Here is a 16,952-nt window from a genome sequence, read left to right as displayed (position 1 = left end):
GCAAGGTCAGCAACTGGTGCAGTGAATGTTTCGGCCAGATCCTTGCGCTGCTTAACTAACTCTGGATCGAGGCAGCGGACTTTGAACTGTGCTGCGGAGAAGTAGGCATTTCCGCCGGTGCACGGAGCGTCTTTCAGTTGCTGCTCTATAAAGCGTTGCACACTGGGCAGTTTGCGAAACTGGGCCTCGCTGATGTCTGTCGGAACGACCACCCCGAAGCGTTGCTTGGTGCGCCGGTCCCACTCGGCTAGGACCTTGTCCTGGCGCTTACCATCGATAGCGTTCCGAACAGCTTGCTCATCGTTCGGACACCAGTTGCTCGGAACCCTGATGCCCTTGCTCTGGACGCGCTTGGTTGGGGTTCTACCCCATTTCCAGCACTGTGATGGCGCTGTAGATGTAAGCGGCAGCCGCGTTGGCGGTAACTGGGTCGTTAGTGCTGAGCGGCCAGTCGAAGCGGGTGAAACCGAATTTGAGGGCTTGGCGCAGGGCTTCGCTCGGATATAAGGCGAAGTGGATTTCACCGCCCGGTTCATTGCAATAGAGCACGGTGTGCTCTTGGCACTCTCTCATAAGGCGCTCGTGCCCGGCGCTGAGGTCAGAGTTGGCCAGTACGGCAGGTGCAGGGCGGAGCGCCCAGATTTTCAGGTGGCTTTCGGTAAAACGGCTGATTTCGGCGTGAACAATGGCCAGGTTTAACAGAAAGCCCTCAGGGTCGAGCTCAATCGTGGCTGCGCTGCTGCGCCTAAGCAGATCTTCGAAGCGTGGGTTGAGGTATTGGGCGAGATCACGTGCGAGCGCTTCATCATGGCCGAGTGACCAACGAATCTGTGCGGGCAACTGCGGGTGATTGCCGATATAGCTCGGGAAGGTGAAGTAGTACTGGAAGCCGGTTTTGGCTTGATAGACCAGGTGTTGAACACCAGTTTTGCTTTGACGCTTGGACATGATGGCATACCTATTTGGATTCACAGTTGGACTGTGTGAAATCCAGTGCCATCAAATCTTGCCTGAAACCCGCGTTTTAGACGGGTTTCAGGGCTTATTTGGTGGAGCCGGGGGGATACGACCTAACTCATCGCATCTGTAGGCTGCTACCTCAAGGTTCAAACCGACACGTGGCGTAGGCCCTGTGCTGTCTGGCTTTCTCAGTGCTCAAACATAGGCGGATTTTTCCGGGCGTCAAGGGCGTAACAAATTAGATCGCTGTTTTCTGGGTATTTGTGTTGGGGTGGAGGGGCGCCTGGCTTCGGTCAGTTTGGGGGGCATCCATCAACCTAGCACGGTTCTGTTCGCGGTCGAATTCCACGATCTGGGGCTGCACCTCGGGCGTTGCGGCTAGCACGATTTTTCGCGTCCAGCCTTATTTTCCAGGCAATCAATCCGCCACCCTGAAATGGGTGTTAATGGGTGTGGTATTGGTTTGGTCTGAAGCTGGAGGGCTAAGTGCGTGACTTGCCCAGTGAGGCCGGGAGGCACCTATTGAATAGCAGGGCGTCAGCTTCGAGCTTATTAAAAACGTTCCAAAAATAACGATTCAGAAATTTTCTATCCGCTTCTCTTGCCTTGGTCTCTCACTGCCTATTCAGCCTTTCAATGCCTCGCGCCGGTCGGGTATCAATTGACTGCACTATGCGTCAAGAATCTTAGCCTGCCTGGCAGAAATGTCGAATAGAGGTATATACACATCGCCAAGCAACTTTAATTCAAAAACCTCAAACCTCAAACCTCAAACCTCAAACCTTAAGGCGCTATCAATTTGCTAAGCGTTTTGGGAGATCGGATGGCAATCTCATCAAGCAATTGGCTCAGATGCAACTTCCGAGCTAGATCACCCACCGAATCCTCGATGAATATCTTGACTATGTTCGAAACAAGCTCGTGAGCCATCTGCACGATAGACTCAATGGATAACCCAACATGCGAACTGCTTTTTTGATAATCTAAACCATTAATGGCGTAAACTTTATAGCCGCCAAATTCGCATAGCGGGCGGGCTGTGTCGTTAATGATATTTACAAAGTAGTCATCTTTGACGCCGGCTATTTTTCCGTGACCGTCAAGCTCGTGATCAATTAGGCTTTTGAATACCGAAGGATTCAAAAGACAATCATTAGGCTTTCCTATGTATATATATGGGATCGATACTTCGTGGCCGTCTACAATCACCTTGGGAGCGTATGACATAGCGGCGGTATTGTGCTTTAAATAATTATTCAGCACATAGATCTCATAAAATTTTCCAACAAGCAGGAAATCATAAGCTTTCAGAAACGCCTTTTTGCAGTCCTCATAAAAATCACCACGATATTTCTGAGGTGAACTCAGAATCCCGATAGAATTTAGCTTGAATATTTTATCAATTTCGCTGCCGAGCTTTTCATCTTTTTTTAGCGCCTGATACTTAGCCTTGCCATGAGAAATTGATCCAATGTAGGAGAACAACACCCACCCGTGGTAGTACTCAGTGAGTATAGATAGATTATGAATTAGCGCATCTAGACTATAAGAAAGTTTGTCGTCAGTTACGTACCAGTATGGACCGCTTGCTTGGTCATCCAGCCCCTTCTCGACCTCTTTGGTAATATGTACTACTTTTCTTAACTGATACCCTAGGGCGCTTTCACAGCTTGCCTTAAAAGCATAATGATCGTCATTGTTTAATATTTCTGAGATAGGGATTAGCATATAAATTCCTTTTAGATTCATGTGTGTGTTTAGACAAATGCCGTTGTCTCGTCCATAATGATTCGGTCGCCCCTAGGTATTCTATGAAGGGTTGAATCGTAGAAACAGCCGTACGCGGTATGGATGGGTGAATTGCTTCTGATTTCGTAGCCACGTCCGACTGACTCCAGAGATCGGTTGCTGCCTGTTTCTGGCTAGGGGCAGACAGGAACAGAGGCTCTCGGTAATCTGAGGCTTAAAAAAGCTGGAACCGAGCCACCACCATGTACCGCGTTGGTTTTTTCGTTTGCCAAGGCCACGATGCCCTCGACCTTACAGGGTCACTATCTGCTCAATCTGGTGACAAAAGCCATTGGACATAAGCCGTATGAGCTTCATGTCGTGGCATGCGCTGGCGGCCCGGTTATAGGATACTCAGGCCTCCCGGTCGAGACCGCTCCGATTGGCAATGAGACATTCGACACCGTGGTTTTTGTAGGTGGTGAAATTGAGCCAATGCGGACGGTTGAGCACATCACCACTGCCAAGCAATTAGCTTTAAAAATATCTAGAGTCGCTAGCGTTTGTACCGGCGCATTCTTGCTTGCAGAAATTGGCTTATTGAATGATCGACGTGCAACCACACACTGGTATCACATCAGCGAACTGCAATCGCAATTTCCTCGTATCAATATCGAGGGAGACAATATCTATATAGAGGACAGAGGTGTCTGGACCTCAGCGGGTATAGCCTCTGGAATCGACTTAGCACTCGCCATCATCGAAAAAGATATGGGTGCTACGGTAGCGCGTGATGTCTCCAGATGATTAGTCGTTCCATACCGGCGCCCTGGAGGCCAGTCGCAATTTTCGGCGATGTCACAAATGGAGTCAGAGTCAGACCGCATTTGTATTGCGCTAAAATTTGCAAGAGAGCATCTAACCGAGTCGTTACCAATTGAGAGACTCGCTGGTGCTGCGAGACTAAGCCTACGGTAATTTAGTCGTGCATTTCGTAGGGAAACCGGTGCAACACCGGCTAAAGTAGTAGAGCGCTTGCGCGTTGAAGCCGCGTGTTTGCGCCTACAAGAAGGTTGCAAACCGATTGAGCAAATTGTCAAAGCTGTGGGCTTTACCGACCCAGAGCGGATGCGCAGAGCCTTTGTTCGTCTGCACGGATATTCTCCACAGCATGCCCGTCACGAAAGTCGAATGGATAGCTAGGTTTATCTACTCTGGACTCATAAATTCCGTGCCACAGAGTCTCTCTACGTAGTTGATGTCATACCAAAATGTTTGGTAAAGCCCTTCTAAACGCGGTAACGGACCTGTAGCCAATAGCTCGAGAAACTGCAGCAACAGGAGCTTTTGCCTTCTTAAGTTCGTTTGCCGCAAGTGCCATTCGAATATCCATCAACAGAACCATCGGCGATCAACCAACTGTACTCTTGAAACGTTGGAGCAACGTTGGCCGTGAGACTCCGAAGCGTCCAAGACTTAAAAGGCTCTACTAACAGAGACTCAATCACAGGGGCTAATTATTTACATCCAGCGGCTGCTACAAGCCCAATGGGAGGTCTCTCTGATTGACTCACAGCACAAAACGATACCACAAACAAGACCGGTGCAAGAGGATCCAGGACCACCGATGACCAGTTGGTCATCCGTATTATACTTTACTTTAACTATTATCTAGCTTAGTAGCTGTTGCGCTCGGAACATCAGGTTTTCATACCACCAGCCTTTCAGGCAGATATTTAGAGACAATCCTCTCGTGCGGGCTTGCGACGTACAGGCGGCCGCTTATTATCTTCGTATGACATATACAATGCAGGCTGTGGGCTGTCCCATGCGGCACTAATATAATTTTATCTGGATTGAGATATTGCGCTTCAGCGTTAGCGCAATTCAGCTTCGCACTACTCTCAAGCATCACATAGAATGGAATCTCGCCTGGCGGTCCTGCATCTACTGTCGTGCGACAACCATTTTGATATGTACGCATCAGGTCGAATCGCTTACGCAACTTCAATATAGAAATGAGGCTGCTGAGCCAATCCGACCGATGGGGTAAATTTTACTCCAAATTTCCGGCAAGACGAAATCCGTCTAGATTACAGATATATTTAGGCGTACCGTTGGAATATTTTAGAGATAATTTTCCACTGACCGTCGATCTTAAGCAGCGAGAGAAAGTCGTGGAAGCTTGCACCCATGACATCATTCTCCATATCAACGCGAACAACTGCTGCCGTAGGAGCGATCGCCAAGATATCCAAGCGGCTGCGTGTATTCGGAGAGGCACCATGTGCATTGAAAAAGCTCGCAAATACCGGAATCGCCGGACCTTGAAGCAGATCATCACCGCTATAGCCCCACATAATCGCATCTTGGTGAAATGCCTTCTCAATGCCAGTAATGTCTCCGGAGCGATAACCATCTATATAAGACTGCGCTGCCTGAATAACAGCATTGTATTCAGTAGTAGCAATAGGTTTTTCATACAAAGCCATGGCAAAGTCCTCAAAAATAACTTATCGAAAGACGAAGCTATATTAGGGTTAATAGAGTCGCGATCTAGATCGCTACAATGGTCGCGGCATGACGTGTTCTTTTCCTGAGGCAGGGCGCATACATTCGTATGCTAGCCACGCTAGACAACAACTCGCGAGTGTTTCCAAGTAGAGATACTTAAGTCGTTAAAGCGCCAAATCTATTGATACGTCGTAGCGCTCTACTGGGTAGCAGCGAACATGCCGTGGTGAGCATAGCTGCTCCGTTTATGTCGTTCGTGTCATTAAATATACCTGCGGACTCTGGGAGCGAGAACGACGTTTATCCCTCATTTTAGGCCTTTGAATGTCCTTATTGAGGCGAGCGCAATTGCCCAGAACCATGTGCTAGCCCATGAGGACGGGGGTACAAAGAGAGCGAGGGCACCCACACATTGCTCGCTGGATCTAGATGCTGTCAGCTGCTAGCGATGTACGTAGTGCCGAAATTGAGCATGCCAGCTAACTGCCACTGGTAGGGATCAACAGCAGCTGCCTGGCATGGCCACCCGGTATTGGCGCTCGCCGTACTAGATGGTCCGCCAGAGGCTAGTCCGATGATTGCGAATAGCGCTGCACCATGGCCAGCCCTCACCGCGGCCTGCACAATGCTGAGCCTCGTCCAGCCATCAGAACGTCCAGCTGTAGGCTGCTCCTGTCACCGCCCCCTCTGTATCCAACCGAGTTGGCCGGGTCGTCCAATATCACTGGTAGGGCTGCCTGGGAGTTGGAGGGTTCTATCGCGCCACCTGATCAGGGCTGATGGTCACAGGCCTGCAACTGGTCATCCAGAATCTATAGGGAGCTGGCTCTGGGTTTATATGTGAACTGGCTACCAGCAGTTTCAAACCTGCTCCACAGTAAATCGAACGGTATATGCGGCAGGGAGAATTTCTGCATCCTCATACATTTTCTTAGCGAGCACTGTTTTGAGCGAGGCTGGCTGTCCTTGGCCATCGAAAAGGACCAAGTAGAAGGAGTTGTTATCCGCGTGCTCGCTGGTCAGAGAAACAGAGCGCTCATTGTCGGAGAGAAAGAAACGGTAACGCTCTCCAGCGACTTTTCCCACGGATTTGACTTCGATGTACCGCGGTTGGTTTCGGGCAGAGTGGGATATGAAATCGTATCCGCATCCTGGGTGTTCCCGGCAGTCAACAATGGCACCAACTAAGTCAGGCAGGTCGTCACCCACAAGGCGGTCTTCTTCCCATTTTCGGGCGAATGCCTCAGAGGCCTTACCTATGCGGTCACGCTCACTTTGGACATCTTCAAAGCTGACTTTTCGGTGTGCCTTTTTGGAGGGCTTGTGGATAGCTGAGTCCTGCATCTGCTCTGGGCGTATGATCGTCTTATAGAGGAACGCGGTGAATTTGGGATTGCTCCAAGTCCGAGTCAAGCTATTGCTCTTTTTGACTTGAATGATGAGGTGTTGGTACTGACTCACGGGAAGGTTATTGGCCAAGACCAGCGCTTTAGCGATTAAAATCAGGTGTTGATCACTGCATGCGTTGATGAAGCGCTCGGGAAAATAAAGGCTCAGGATCTTAGCTTTGAACAGCTGCGACAGCGGATTGGCATCTATCGCCAGAAAATCTAGCTCTTCAGCTCCGCCGAGCCTCACGAGGTTTACTAGAGCAGAGCGCACTGCCAGAAATGCACTGGCTTCATCTACCCCAAATTTGCTCGAATAGTGGTATCGCTTGGTGGACTCACCTTTCTTATTGCCAAAATAGATACCGAACTTGAGCGCGGTAGCACCCAGGATCACAGCCCAAGCGCGTGTTCTGACTTCCACCCTGTCGCAGAAGGTCGGCTTTGTAGGCCAATCACATAGTCGTCTCGCTTGAGTCGATTCAGGCGATCAACGGGGAACGCGGCCAGAAATTCCCCACGACTCTGTACTGCTCGCGCTTCTCGATCCAGATCGTAGGCCTTCTCGAAGTCGCGCAAGAGGTGCTTAGCTAGACGGTCTGTTTTCATATCGCGATCCATGCGTGATACTGAACTTATTATGATGGGGTTCTACCCTGAGGAGTCCCCACAAATCTACTCCAGCGCCCGAGCTTGCCGGTGAACCTCGTCACGTAGCAACAGCTCCATCTTGGTAAGGGCCGAACAGTATAAATCGCTGGCCGAGCGCCGTAGGTATTCAAGGCCTGCACGCCAGAGCGACAGCACAGTTTTATGCCTGACGCTGTCGCTCTGAAAATGGCGCGACTTGCCTGTCGTGTGAGCCTGTAGGCCAGCCAAGTACAGCGCATAACACGACAGTGCAGCAATCAGCAGCAGGATCTCGATACGTCGTGGGCAGCGGGTTCGGTGCAGGTCGAAAGCAAAGCCAAAACGTAGGCTTTTCACATCCCGAAAACCTTCCTCAATCCGCATCCGTTTTCGGTAGATACCCACGGTGCCGACCTGTCGTAAGATTGCATCCCAGTTGACTGCGTGTTTGCATTCAATTTGACCCTCATTGTGAGCGTCCGGCGACCTGACCTAGGTACTCGGCACCGATCGCCTGACTGCAGGAGTCTCGCAATCTGTTTTCCTAGAACGCATACGCAAAATACGCGGCCCTACAGTTCACGTACCATCACCAAGTCTCGATGGATATCATCGCCACATTGAAAAGTGGTTTCTCCAACTGTCAAAAATCCATTACGTTGGTAGAAGCCTATTGCGCGGGCATTCTGATCATTCACCGTGAGCCGGATACGATCTGAAATACCAGTAAGAGTCGCTGTCAAGAGGAGTTGTGCGGCACCGGTTCCATGGTGTTTTGAATCGAGATAGCATCGCTTCAGCTCAGGGATGCCATCCGCCAGTGGGATGTTCAATCGATCTGGTTTGTAGTCGACCAGACTGAAACCCACGACATCTCCGGCCTTCTCCAGTACTCGTAGCTCTTGGCTTGGCGTATCCAACGCGATCTGAAAACAGTGCGCGGTCAGATTTTCGCTGATGTAGCGCTCCAGTTCCTCTGGTGGGGTATCTGCTGGGCAAGCCAGTGAAAAGGTAGCCTTTGCGATTCTACTGATGCCCTCAGAATCACTCATTATCGCTGGGCGCACATGCATCCATCGCTCCTTGGATTGGTAGATATTAGCCGTGCCGACGCCTGAGGTGGCAGCTACGTAAATCAAGTGTTACGAAATAAGTCTATGGATTGCAAGCCTGTCGAGAACCCATGAGCGCGAATAGTGACCAAACATGAAGCCTCGGCGAGACTGCAGTAGAGCTGTGAGGTCAGTTCATATGCGTCTGCCGAAGTCACGCTGCATGACTAAGCAGATATGCGCCGTCGTTCCCGAACTTACGATTCTGGGCCAGGGCCCAGCTCACCGACGCAGCAGTTTTTGACGGGAGAAGCCTGCAGTGTGGTGCCGCCGTAAGTGGGCCACCCTGTGACCGATAATGAGGGAAAAAGGTCGTTTACGCCTCTGGCGCTCAGAGGTAAGGTCGAAACCCGAACGGTAAGATTGTCCCATCCTCACCCCGGAGAAGGGCACTCATCACCGCTCAGGCGGTTCAACGCAGGGAAACGTGAGGCCAAAAAGTGCTTGGGATCCCGGCGGACCACCCGATGCTTGCGGCAAATAAAAGCAGCTATGAGAGTCATGGCCACTTATGACGCCCTGCCAAAAAGTCGCGCATTGAAGATCGCGATTTTTTAACCTAGGCCGCTTAAAAAGCGAAACTTTCTAATAGGTAAATGTATGTATGGGCGAGAAGACATTGCTATTGACCGGTGCCAGTCGTGGCATAGGCCATGCTACCGTCAAACACTTTCAAGCCGCTGGGTGGAGGATTTTCACCGCCTCTCGCCAGGACTGGGTCGCTGAATGCCCATGGGCCGAGGGCTTACTCAACCACATTTATCTGGATCTCGAAGATATTGATAGCGTCAGTGACAGCCTGGCGGCCATCAGGGATAAATTGGGCGGACGCTTGAATGCATTGGTAAACAATGCAGGAATTTCGCCCAAGGGGCCTGAGGGGACACGCCTGGGTGTTCTGGAGTCCGACCATGCAACCTGGATCAAAGTCTTCAATGTAAATCTTTTTTCAACAGCCCTTCTTGCGCGGGGGCTGTTTGATGAATTGAAAGCTGCAAAAGGCAGCATCATCAACGTTACCTCTATTGCAGGATCCAGGGTGCACCCATTCGCAGGTGTGGCTTATTCCACATCCAAAGCTGCGCTCTCCGCTCTGACTCGCGAAATGGCCTTTGATTTTGGCCGATATGGCATAAGGGTCAACGCTATCGCACCCGGAGAAATCGAAACCTCAATACTATCCGCGGGCACTGCGGAGATCGTTGAACGACTAGTCCCAATGAACCGGCTGGGTAAACCTGAAGAAGTAGCCTCGCTCGTCTACTTCCTTTGCACTGGTGGCGCTTCTTATGTAAACGGCGCAGAAATTCACGTTAACGGTGGACAGCATGTCTAGCGTTAATGGCCGGATCTGAAAATGTTAAGCCAAAGTTAGAAAAGGTCCTGTAGCAGTGTTCAATGTGTTGATTCTGCTTAGGGATGGGCAGATGCTAGGGTGCGAATTTATGGGGTAGTCAGTTTGCTTTGCATGCGCAAGCCATAATCCGGCACAGAACATAGACTTCACTGACCATCCAAACCGTGGTTGGGCGGGTAGCTTTTTTGCCTAATCTACCTGTGGTTAAGTTGAGATGTCTCGCGTTATTAATACTTCCGGTTCAGATCCAGTGCTCCAGAAGTTCTGACTTTCAGCTTTCCTGCATTCAATAAATCGCAAGCGGCGATGGCATGGAGGCGGGTATTTGCTATGTAGCCACTCCTTCGCCGATGCAGCATGCACCACTTTTAGCCAAGGATATAATAAGGCAGTTCTCATCAATACTGCTCGCCTTGTTTAATACGCGACTGCCGGCGCTTCTGAGTCGGCAGGTGCTACACATTCCCTTGAATGTAGTTGTGGTCACTTACCTTCTGCAAAAGCAGCAACGCTTCGAATTTCAATTTTGAGTTGGGGAAGAGCTAGCGACTCCACCCCAATGCTTGACCAAGCAGGGAGTGGGCGCTCTATATAGTGAGCCTTGACCGGTAAAAACTCATCGATCGTATCCTTAAGATTGACATGATAGCTCACCACATTAACGAGATCGGCCATCGTAAGCCCGTGCAGACGTAAGATTTTCTTTGTTCTCTCCAAGGCAAATTCTGTCTGCTCGGCCACGCTATCCGGAATTGAACCATCGGATCGAAAGCCTACTTCGCCAGCAATGAAGAGAAAGTTTCCAGTTCGAACAGCTGGCGAATATCCATAGTCATCATAGCCCCTGTGAATCGCTGCAAACATCGGATGGTAAGCGGCTATTCAAGCAACCTCTTGGTCATTTTTGTTCCTGCAATATACATTTATACCAGAAGCCGTGGTCGACAGTTGCCTGGAAGTCCTATGGATAGCGCCTATGCCCATAACGATAAGTAAGATAAAAAAGACTTAAAAGACGTTTTTTCCTTAGTAATGGTCGTTGACTTAAAATATGTATAACCCTTAAAATGAGTCGCAAATTGAATCCTAAGGGGTCATGCACGCCATGCATCGAGTTGGATTTTTTATTTGCCATGGTTACGAAGCTCTTGATCTTGCTGGCCCTCTTTCGGCTTTCAATCAAGTAGCCACAGCCGTTGCTTGCAGCCCATATGAACTTCATGTCATTTCGCAGTCTGGAGGGCGTGTTATCGGTAATGCGGGCTTTCCGATTGAGACAAAACCGATCGGAAGTCTTGCATTTGACACCGTAGTGTTCGTGGGTGGAGATATTGACCAAATGCAGACTCCGGAGAATATCACCGCAGCCAAACAACTGGGTGCCAGTGCTTTGCGAGTCGCAAGCGTTTGTACAGGGGCATTTTTGCTTGCAGAAACCGGCTTGTTGGACGGTCGAAGAGCAACGACTCACTGGCGCTATATCTCTCAATTGCAGTCGCGCTTTCCTCGTGTTAAGGCCGAAGGCGATAGCATATACATAGAGGATGGGCGCGTTTGGACATCTGCAGGCATCGCCGCCGGAATAGACTTAACTTTGGCTATGATTGAGAAAGATATGGGGTCGGAAATTGCCCGCAATGTTTCCAGGCTCTTGGTCGTTCCGTATCGACGACCGGGAGGGCAGTCACAATTCTCTGCGATGTCTCAAATGGAACCTGAGTCGGATCGTATCCGCATTGCTCTAAATTTTGCCCGAGAACATTTGGCTGAAGCATTGCCTGTCGAACGGCTTGCTGATGTAGCAAATTTAAGTCTGCGACAATTTGGACGAGCATTTCGCCGAGAAACTGGCGAAACACCTGCCAAAGCAGTCGAGCGTTTGCGCGCTGAAGCGGCACGACTGCGTCTGCAGAATGGTAGTGAACCAATCGAGCAGGTCGCTCTAGCTGTGGGATTCATCGATCCAGAGCGAATGCGGAGAGCCTTCGTTAAACTGTATGGACATCCACCGCAGTCAGTTCGTCGAGAGAGTAGACTTGTTCGTAACTATTGATTAATAGTCGGCCTATTACTTGGCAGACTGATGACTTGCAATTTAATTCTGTGCAGGCATACGCAGTCGAGCATGCGCTATTGTCAAGAGTTGCTTCTAATTGAGATGGAATGTTAGCCAGCAGCGCCGTGGAGTACAACGCGCAGCAATTGGTCTGGGCGGCCAGCTATCTCATCGCTAACCATTGCACCATCAAAGTGGAATGCTCAGAGGATGAGAATGCCCATAGCTCACCAATCCCTCATCCCGCGAGGTCATACCAACATAGCCCAGCTCCCGTCGGGCAGCAGCATCGCTCACAATAAACTCTTTACCGATCATGCGCACCATAGAACGGGATAACGGCGGATCATCGTCTCTGTGGAGAATGGCCCAAGTGGTGTCCATCAACCGTCCTGCGATCGACGCCAGCCAATAAGGCATCGAACGCAAGCCCTCGACGGACAGACCTTGCACGCTGGCAATGGACGCGACGAACTCACGGAAGGTTTGCACCTGCTGATCGGAAATAAAGTAAGCGCGCCCCCCCTCGCCGCGTTTAAGAGCGCACTGAACTGCCTCAACGACATTGTCAACGTGGCAAGTAGAGAACGCATAGTTGCCGCGATCGATAAAGGCAAACCGGCCTGACTGAATCGCGCGAGGAATCTCGCGGCTAAACGGATCTCCCGGCCCCCAGAGCGCCGGTGGACGCAGAGCAATAGTACGAAAAGTCGGGTTGTTAGAGGTCAGCACCATTTGCTCAGCCTGTGCCTTACTTGCTAGGTACGCGGAAAAATGTCGTGTATATATCGGAGCACTCTCATCTGCATGGCGGACGATGGAGCCCGATTCGTCCATGATGACGCCTGCCGCGCTCATGTGAATAAAATGCGCAGCCCCAACTCTCTCTGCTGCTGCCAGCAGCTTTGCTGTGCCATCCACATTGGTACGAAAAATTGGCTCAGACGGCCCTGAGAATCGAAACAGCGCCGCTGCATGCACCACAGCATCAAGCGCTGGCAGTACCAGTGGCGCGCTACTTTCTAAGTCACCATCGATCGGCTGTGCGCCGAGGTGTCGTACTTTTCCACAAGCCGATGCCGAGCGCGCAAGTGCATATACTTGGTGGCCAGCTGCTAGAGCAGGAATCAAGCGACTACCCAGTAGGCCGGTGCCTCCAGTAACGAGGATATTCACGGTTAATCTCCTATCTCTAGAGAGCATACGGTGGCAGTGATTCCTTGTGCTGGTGCACGGACTATTCTCACAAGATCTGCAGGGGCCTTCATTGGCGATCCTGAAGCAAAAGGCGGTTGAGGATCGTACGCCATGTAGAGTTGGAGTTTTTGTGCTATCTGGTCACCGAGAAGAAGAGCAGCAACAATAATACTCCCAACAATGCCCGAGGTAACCCCCCCCCCCACACACACTCACGAAACGACAGTCAATAATGACACGATCATTATAAAAGGCACCTGGTTCAAATTCTGTGCTGGTCATTTATCGCACTCTTTATTTTGAACCTCACCGAATAGTGGTTGTTGACTTGCAAGCAAGGTGGCCACTATTCGGTGGGTGTTAGAGGTCGTGCGCGACAGCAGCGAAGTTGTGCCTGCGTTTGACCTGCTCAAATTAAGTTTATGGAGCAGATTCATTCCAGATGTCGCGATGCAGCTTCCAAGTTTCGTCCTTTTTCAAAAAGATAAGTATCTGCTTGCCACGGTATTTAAGCTTCCCACTGCGATCACGAATATCAGTATCCGATACTTCAGTAATGACCTGGTCGTTACCGTAGAATTCGTAATTACTGAAGGACACAGTGTTAGACTGAGTAACGGGAAATGCTTTAGTTAAGAAATCCACAATTGCCGTGGCCCCGACGACTCGGTTACCCCCTGGAGGCAAAAGCGTACCATTTTTCGTATAGAGGCGACCTATTGCCTCATAATCACCGCGGGCATAGGCTTCCGCCCATCGGGCGTTCTCGGCTTTGATGGCAGCTTCAGCTTGAGGATTGAGTCCACTTGCAAGCGCAGGTCCGACAAAAATGAAAGTGGAAAAATAAACTGCAGCCGCAGCTATGAATGGACGTATCTGGCGCACTTTTTTATATCTCCATAAGTTAATAAAATGAAGGCGATTAAAGTTTTCAGAATTGCTCCCTGGGTTTCTGGGGCAGATGCTTGTAAATATTTAGAGGTGGGTAGTTTCGCCTGCCTCTGTTTTAATTTGCTCAACAGATTTCTGATAATCTTAAGCCGGTGCTTATCAGGTCTCAGCGAACACCAGGAATAACTGCCAACCCCTTAGAGGCGTTTGGTAGGTATTTGTCTACCTTTGCAACTATTTCTGGCCGCGCATCTCTTGGATGACCGTGGTAAGGTGGAGCGGGATCGTATTCAATCAGCAATTGTGTGAACTCGGCGGCCTCTTGACCACGCAACTTCGCGGCCACGCGAATTGCGAAGTCGATGCCAGCAGTTACACCACCGCCGCTCATGAACCGGCCGTTGTCGTCTTCTACGAAGCGATCCGGAACCGGAATTGCACCATATTCAGACAGCTTATTGACAAATGCCCAATGGCAGGCACTTCGCTTGCCTTTAAGAATGCCCGCTGCGGCGAGCACGAGCGACCCATTGCAAACCGACGTAATGTGCTTGGCACCTTCAGCCAAGCGCCGAATCTGTGTTAGGTACTCGGGTTGCATCGGAGCTGATAAGTCAGAGCCGCCAGGAACCAAAATTAAGTCAGTCTTCTCAATATCGGCCAGTCGTTCGGTATTGCCATACACGACTCCGAATTCGAGGGTCACGTTGCCTCCATTCAGGCTCGCATACCTGACGTTAGTATTTTGTAGCCGGTGAAAAATCTCGCTGGGGCCGGCGAAATCGAGAAGAGTGCCGCCGTCGTAATTTACAATCAGAATATCGAGAGGTTCATTTGGGGAAAGTGTGCCTGTTGGTGAAAGTTTTCCTGTGTTACCAACCTGCGCAAACGCTGGAGCGGCATTTCCCAGTAACACTCCGCCAGCAACGACTGCGCCGATCGCGGCCATACCTCCTAACCTTAAGGCGTCACGCCGGGAATAACCTGCTTCACTCGCCTCTTTGCTAGCGTCGTTAATTTTTCCATCATTGCTCATGGTATTCTCCTTAAATTTTGGCCCCTCCACATAAATAGATGGAGCGCACCTCGGATGCCGCCGTGGCAAAAAGCACGGAGGGAACCCGGTGAAAGTTTGGATAACCCTTGATGAAAACTTAAAGCTGCGAGGCTCCGCCATCAACAACAAGTTCAGTGCCGACGACATATGACGACTCGTCACTGGCAAGGTAGAGCGCTGCGTATGCAATATCCTCTGCCTTACCCATGTGACCAACCGGAACCGTTTTCGCCAGTTCCTGCTTGATGTTTCTCACCACCTCTTCAGACAACCCCCATTTGCTAATCAAAGGTGTGTCCGTTGCGCCTGGAGCGATGGCATTAAACCGAATTTTCCGGTCCAGAAACTCGTAGGACCAGCTACGTGCTAGTGATCGCACGGCTGCCTTCGCTGCTGCAGTCAACGAGATGCCATGCTTACCAGTTTGCGCAGTAAACGAGGTGTTCAGAATAAATGAAGAACCTTCTCGTAAGATTGGTAGTGTTGCCTGGAGTGTAAGCACAACTCCCTTAACGTTGATGTCCATGATCTCGTTATAGAGTTCCTCCGAGATGTCATTGACAGGTGATGGAAATGCTCGTCCCGCGTTTGCAAACACTACGTCCAAACCGCCAAATTTCTCCTTCATCTGAACAGCAACCGCCTGCATGTCAGTAATCAACCTAACATCACCTTTGAGAACGAGTGCGTTTTCGCCGAGTTCGGCTTTTACACGGTCAAACACGGAATCATCGCGGCCAGTAACCGCCACACGAGCACCTTCGGCCAGGAAGAGTTTGGCGGTTGCGAGGCCAATCCCACTGGTGCCTCCGGTGATTAATGCAATTTTATTTTTAAGCCTCATCTTTATTTCCTTTCTCTGTTTCGTTACTGATCAAGTCAATAGTTCAAAGCACGACTGCACGGGCCTAGCTTTGATCTCGAGTACAGATTGTGGAAGGCCTAATTCGTGTCGTAAATGACTTATATCCCTCAAAAAACGACAGGCGACCACAGACTATGAATTGGCGAATTCCGGCAGGTAACGGTTGTGCTAGAGGCCATCAGTTTATGACGCTGTCTCCAGCGGGGTGCTTCACAGCGACTTGTTGGCCCTGCTCAGCCGATTGAGCGACTCGGCGTTCTGGTCAGACTCCAAGACACTATGTCGCCATGGGTTGTGGCTGCAACGTGTAAGCCTAACTGCAGCTCAATTTCAGACTTCCACGGCAACAGTGAGAACCTCATGCGATCGTCAAGCACCGCGTAGCGCCCGCTGGAAAGCGTGACGGAACGCCGGTAGATGCCAGTTACACGCTGTCCATCGGACACCGGTAGATGCTCCGGTCTGTTTAGGCGGCAATGTTCTTCGCAGCCTGCGCCAGTTTTCGTCCGCGCAGCGTCGCCAGCAGGTTACGGGCAAGGATGACGTCGCCGCGCTCGCCCAAGGTGCGCAAGGTCTTCTCGGCATCGGCATGAATGGTCTAGGAGCCGGGCTGTACCTCGTTGGCCCGGCCTAGCTGCAGTCGACAGCAGGTGGCGTTGGCGTTGTAGCTACGGTTCGTTGTAGCGTTTGATCTGTACCTGGCCATCGTCCTCGGTCTCACGCTGTATGATGCGATCCAGGCTCGTCCACCGCTCCTGTTCCACCTCGCGCTGCAAGGTCTGCCGGATCGCCGCCCCGGCGCACTTGGGCCAGCCATTCCTGCGCCAGCGAACCGACCTGCTTGACGGTCAGTTCCCCGTACTGGCCCAGTGAGGGCTTACCGCGCTCGCCGGCGTTCGTGCGGTACTGAAGGATGAATACCTTGCGGCCCGTCGGTGTAATCTTGCAGAGGAAGCCGGGAACGAGGGTGTCTCGCAGTTCGACCGGCTGTGTCTGGGGTTGTGCCACATCGACTGCGGACTTTGTGAGTTTGACTTGGCCATAGCTGACTCCTTGGGAAGACCAGTTTCCAGGAGCCTCTTGAGAGCCAAGCGGACGGAAGCCGGGTCAAATTTCAGAAAGCACTGGCATAGGATGAGCTCGTGTAAGTTATTGATAGACCTGCTACAACGAGCTGTGGCGTAGTCCATCGAAGTT

16 protein-coding genes and 2 pseudogenes are annotated in these 16,952 nt (G+C 50.9%); 4 read left to right on the top strand and 14 right to left on the bottom strand.

Translation table 11 applies throughout. From position 1 onward, the window contains the following. The 3 genes from ACJRW5_RS23370 to ACJRW5_RS23360 form a co-directional block, all read right to left on the bottom strand. On the bottom strand, nucleotides 1-212 hold a 212-nt coding region (locus tag ACJRW5_RS23370; protein ID WP_484572867.1), incomplete at its 3' end, for a hypothetical protein. Nucleotides 213-363: 151 nt separating this feature from the next. After that, nucleotides 364-948 (bottom strand): hypothetical protein, encoded by a 585-nt coding sequence (locus tag ACJRW5_RS23365; protein WP_484572866.1) that lies wholly within the window; start codon nucleotides 946-948, stop codon nucleotides 364-366. A 795-nt stretch (nucleotides 949-1,743) separates the two neighbouring features. Then, on the bottom strand, nucleotides 1,744-2,688 hold the full coding sequence (locus ACJRW5_RS23360) for a hypothetical protein (RefSeq protein ID WP_484572865.1): 945 nt from the start codon (nucleotides 2,686-2,688) through the stop codon (nucleotides 1,744-1,746). A 300-nt stretch (nucleotides 2,689-2,988) separates the two neighbouring features. On the opposite strand from ACJRW5_RS23360, the gene ACJRW5_RS23355 reads away from it, so the two are divergent. Both ACJRW5_RS23355 and ACJRW5_RS23350 read left to right on the top strand, forming a co-directional pair. Beyond that, the gene (locus tag ACJRW5_RS23355; protein WP_484572864.1) at nucleotides 2,989-3,495 is read left to right on the top strand and encodes an AraC family transcriptional regulator; all 507 of its coding nucleotides are present in this window, start codon (nucleotides 2,989-2,991) and stop codon (nucleotides 3,493-3,495) included. A 228-nt stretch (nucleotides 3,496-3,723) separates the two neighbouring features. Then, the gene (locus ACJRW5_RS23350) at nucleotides 3,724-3,891 is read left to right on the top strand and encodes a helix-turn-helix domain-containing protein (protein WP_484572863.1); all 168 of its coding nucleotides are present in this window, start codon (nucleotides 3,724-3,726) and stop codon (nucleotides 3,889-3,891) included. Nucleotides 3,892-4,793: 902 nt separating this feature from the next. Here ACJRW5_RS23350 and ACJRW5_RS23345 read toward each other — a convergent pair. From ACJRW5_RS23345 to ACJRW5_RS23330, 4 genes and pseudogenes are all read right to left on the bottom strand, one after another. Beyond that, nucleotides 4,794-5,180 carry a nuclear transport factor 2 family protein gene (locus ACJRW5_RS23345; protein ID WP_484572862.1) on the bottom strand — a complete coding sequence of 129 codons (387 nt, stop codon included), beginning with the start codon at nucleotides 5,178-5,180 and terminating at the stop codon, nucleotides 4,794-4,796. 883 nt (nucleotides 5,181-6,063) lie between these two features. Continuing rightward, the gene (locus ACJRW5_RS23340) at nucleotides 6,064-6,987 is read right to left on the bottom strand and encodes a protein NO VEIN domain-containing protein (protein ID WP_484572861.1); all 924 of its coding nucleotides are present in this window, start codon (nucleotides 6,985-6,987) and stop codon (nucleotides 6,064-6,066) included. Between the two features lie 278 nt (nucleotides 6,988-7,265). Next, a pseudogene (locus ACJRW5_RS23335) lies at nucleotides 7,266-7,625 on the bottom strand (transposase); the annotation flags it as partial. A 167-nt stretch (nucleotides 7,626-7,792) separates the two neighbouring features. Then, nucleotides 7,793-8,293, bottom strand: a complete 501-nt coding sequence (locus tag ACJRW5_RS23330; RefSeq protein ID WP_484572860.1) for an N-acetyltransferase family protein — start codon at nucleotides 8,291-8,293, stop codon at nucleotides 7,793-7,795. 643 nt (nucleotides 8,294-8,936) lie between these two features. Between ACJRW5_RS23330 and ACJRW5_RS23325 the strand changes: the two genes are divergently transcribed. Then, nucleotides 8,937-9,668, top strand: coding sequence for an SDR family NAD(P)-dependent oxidoreductase (locus tag ACJRW5_RS23325; RefSeq protein ID WP_484572859.1), 732 nt, complete (start codon nucleotides 8,937-8,939; stop codon nucleotides 9,666-9,668). Between the two features lie 504 nt (nucleotides 9,669-10,172). Here the strand turns inward: ACJRW5_RS23325 and ACJRW5_RS23320 are convergent. Beyond that, a complete protein-coding gene (locus ACJRW5_RS23320; protein WP_484572858.1) occupies nucleotides 10,173-10,553 on the bottom strand; it encodes a Rid family hydrolase in 381 nt (126 codons plus the stop codon). A 241-nt stretch (nucleotides 10,554-10,794) separates the two neighbouring features. On the opposite strand from ACJRW5_RS23320, the gene ACJRW5_RS23315 reads away from it, so the two are divergent. Next, entirely contained in the window at nucleotides 10,795-11,742 is a 948-nt protein-coding gene (locus tag ACJRW5_RS23315; RefSeq protein WP_484572872.1) for a GlxA family transcriptional regulator, read from the top strand. 192 nt (nucleotides 11,743-11,934) lie between these two features. Here the strand turns inward: ACJRW5_RS23315 and ACJRW5_RS23310 are convergent, their stop codons facing one another. From ACJRW5_RS23310 to ACJRW5_RS23285, 6 genes and pseudogenes are all read right to left on the bottom strand, one after another. After that, a complete protein-coding gene (locus ACJRW5_RS23310; protein ID WP_484572857.1) occupies nucleotides 11,935-12,921 on the bottom strand; it encodes an NAD-dependent epimerase/dehydratase family protein in 987 nt (328 codons plus the stop codon). A 441-nt stretch (nucleotides 12,922-13,362) separates the two neighbouring features. Next, nucleotides 13,363-13,827 (bottom strand): YybH family protein, encoded by a 465-nt coding sequence (locus tag ACJRW5_RS23305; protein ID WP_484572856.1) that lies wholly within the window; start codon nucleotides 13,825-13,827, stop codon nucleotides 13,363-13,365. A 172-nt stretch (nucleotides 13,828-13,999) separates the two neighbouring features. Next, on the bottom strand, nucleotides 14,000-14,869 hold the full coding sequence (locus tag ACJRW5_RS23300) for a DJ-1/PfpI family protein (RefSeq protein ID WP_484572855.1): 870 nt from the start codon (nucleotides 14,867-14,869) through the stop codon (nucleotides 14,000-14,002). Nucleotides 14,870-14,987: 118 nt separating this feature from the next. Continuing rightward, the gene (locus tag ACJRW5_RS23295; protein ID WP_484572854.1) at nucleotides 14,988-15,734 is read right to left on the bottom strand and encodes an SDR family oxidoreductase; all 747 of its coding nucleotides are present in this window, start codon (nucleotides 15,732-15,734) and stop codon (nucleotides 14,988-14,990) included. 254 nt (nucleotides 15,735-15,988) lie between these two features. Next, the gene (locus tag ACJRW5_RS23290; protein ID WP_484572853.1) at nucleotides 15,989-16,201 is read right to left on the bottom strand and encodes a DUF3363 domain-containing protein; all 213 of its coding nucleotides are present in this window, start codon (nucleotides 16,199-16,201) and stop codon (nucleotides 15,989-15,991) included. 334 nt (nucleotides 16,202-16,535) lie between these two features. Continuing rightward, nucleotides 16,536-16,763, bottom strand: a pseudogene (locus tag ACJRW5_RS23285) (Arm DNA-binding domain-containing protein); the annotation flags it as partial. Between the last annotated feature and the right edge of the window lie 189 nt (nucleotides 16,764-16,952).

The organism is Pseudomonas pichavaramensis (assembly GCF_050473265.1).
In the GTDB taxonomy this organism is placed as follows: Bacteria; Pseudomonadota; Gammaproteobacteria; order Pseudomonadales; family Pseudomonadaceae; genus Aquipseudomonas.
This window is presented reverse-complemented; position numbering and strand designations above follow the sequence as displayed.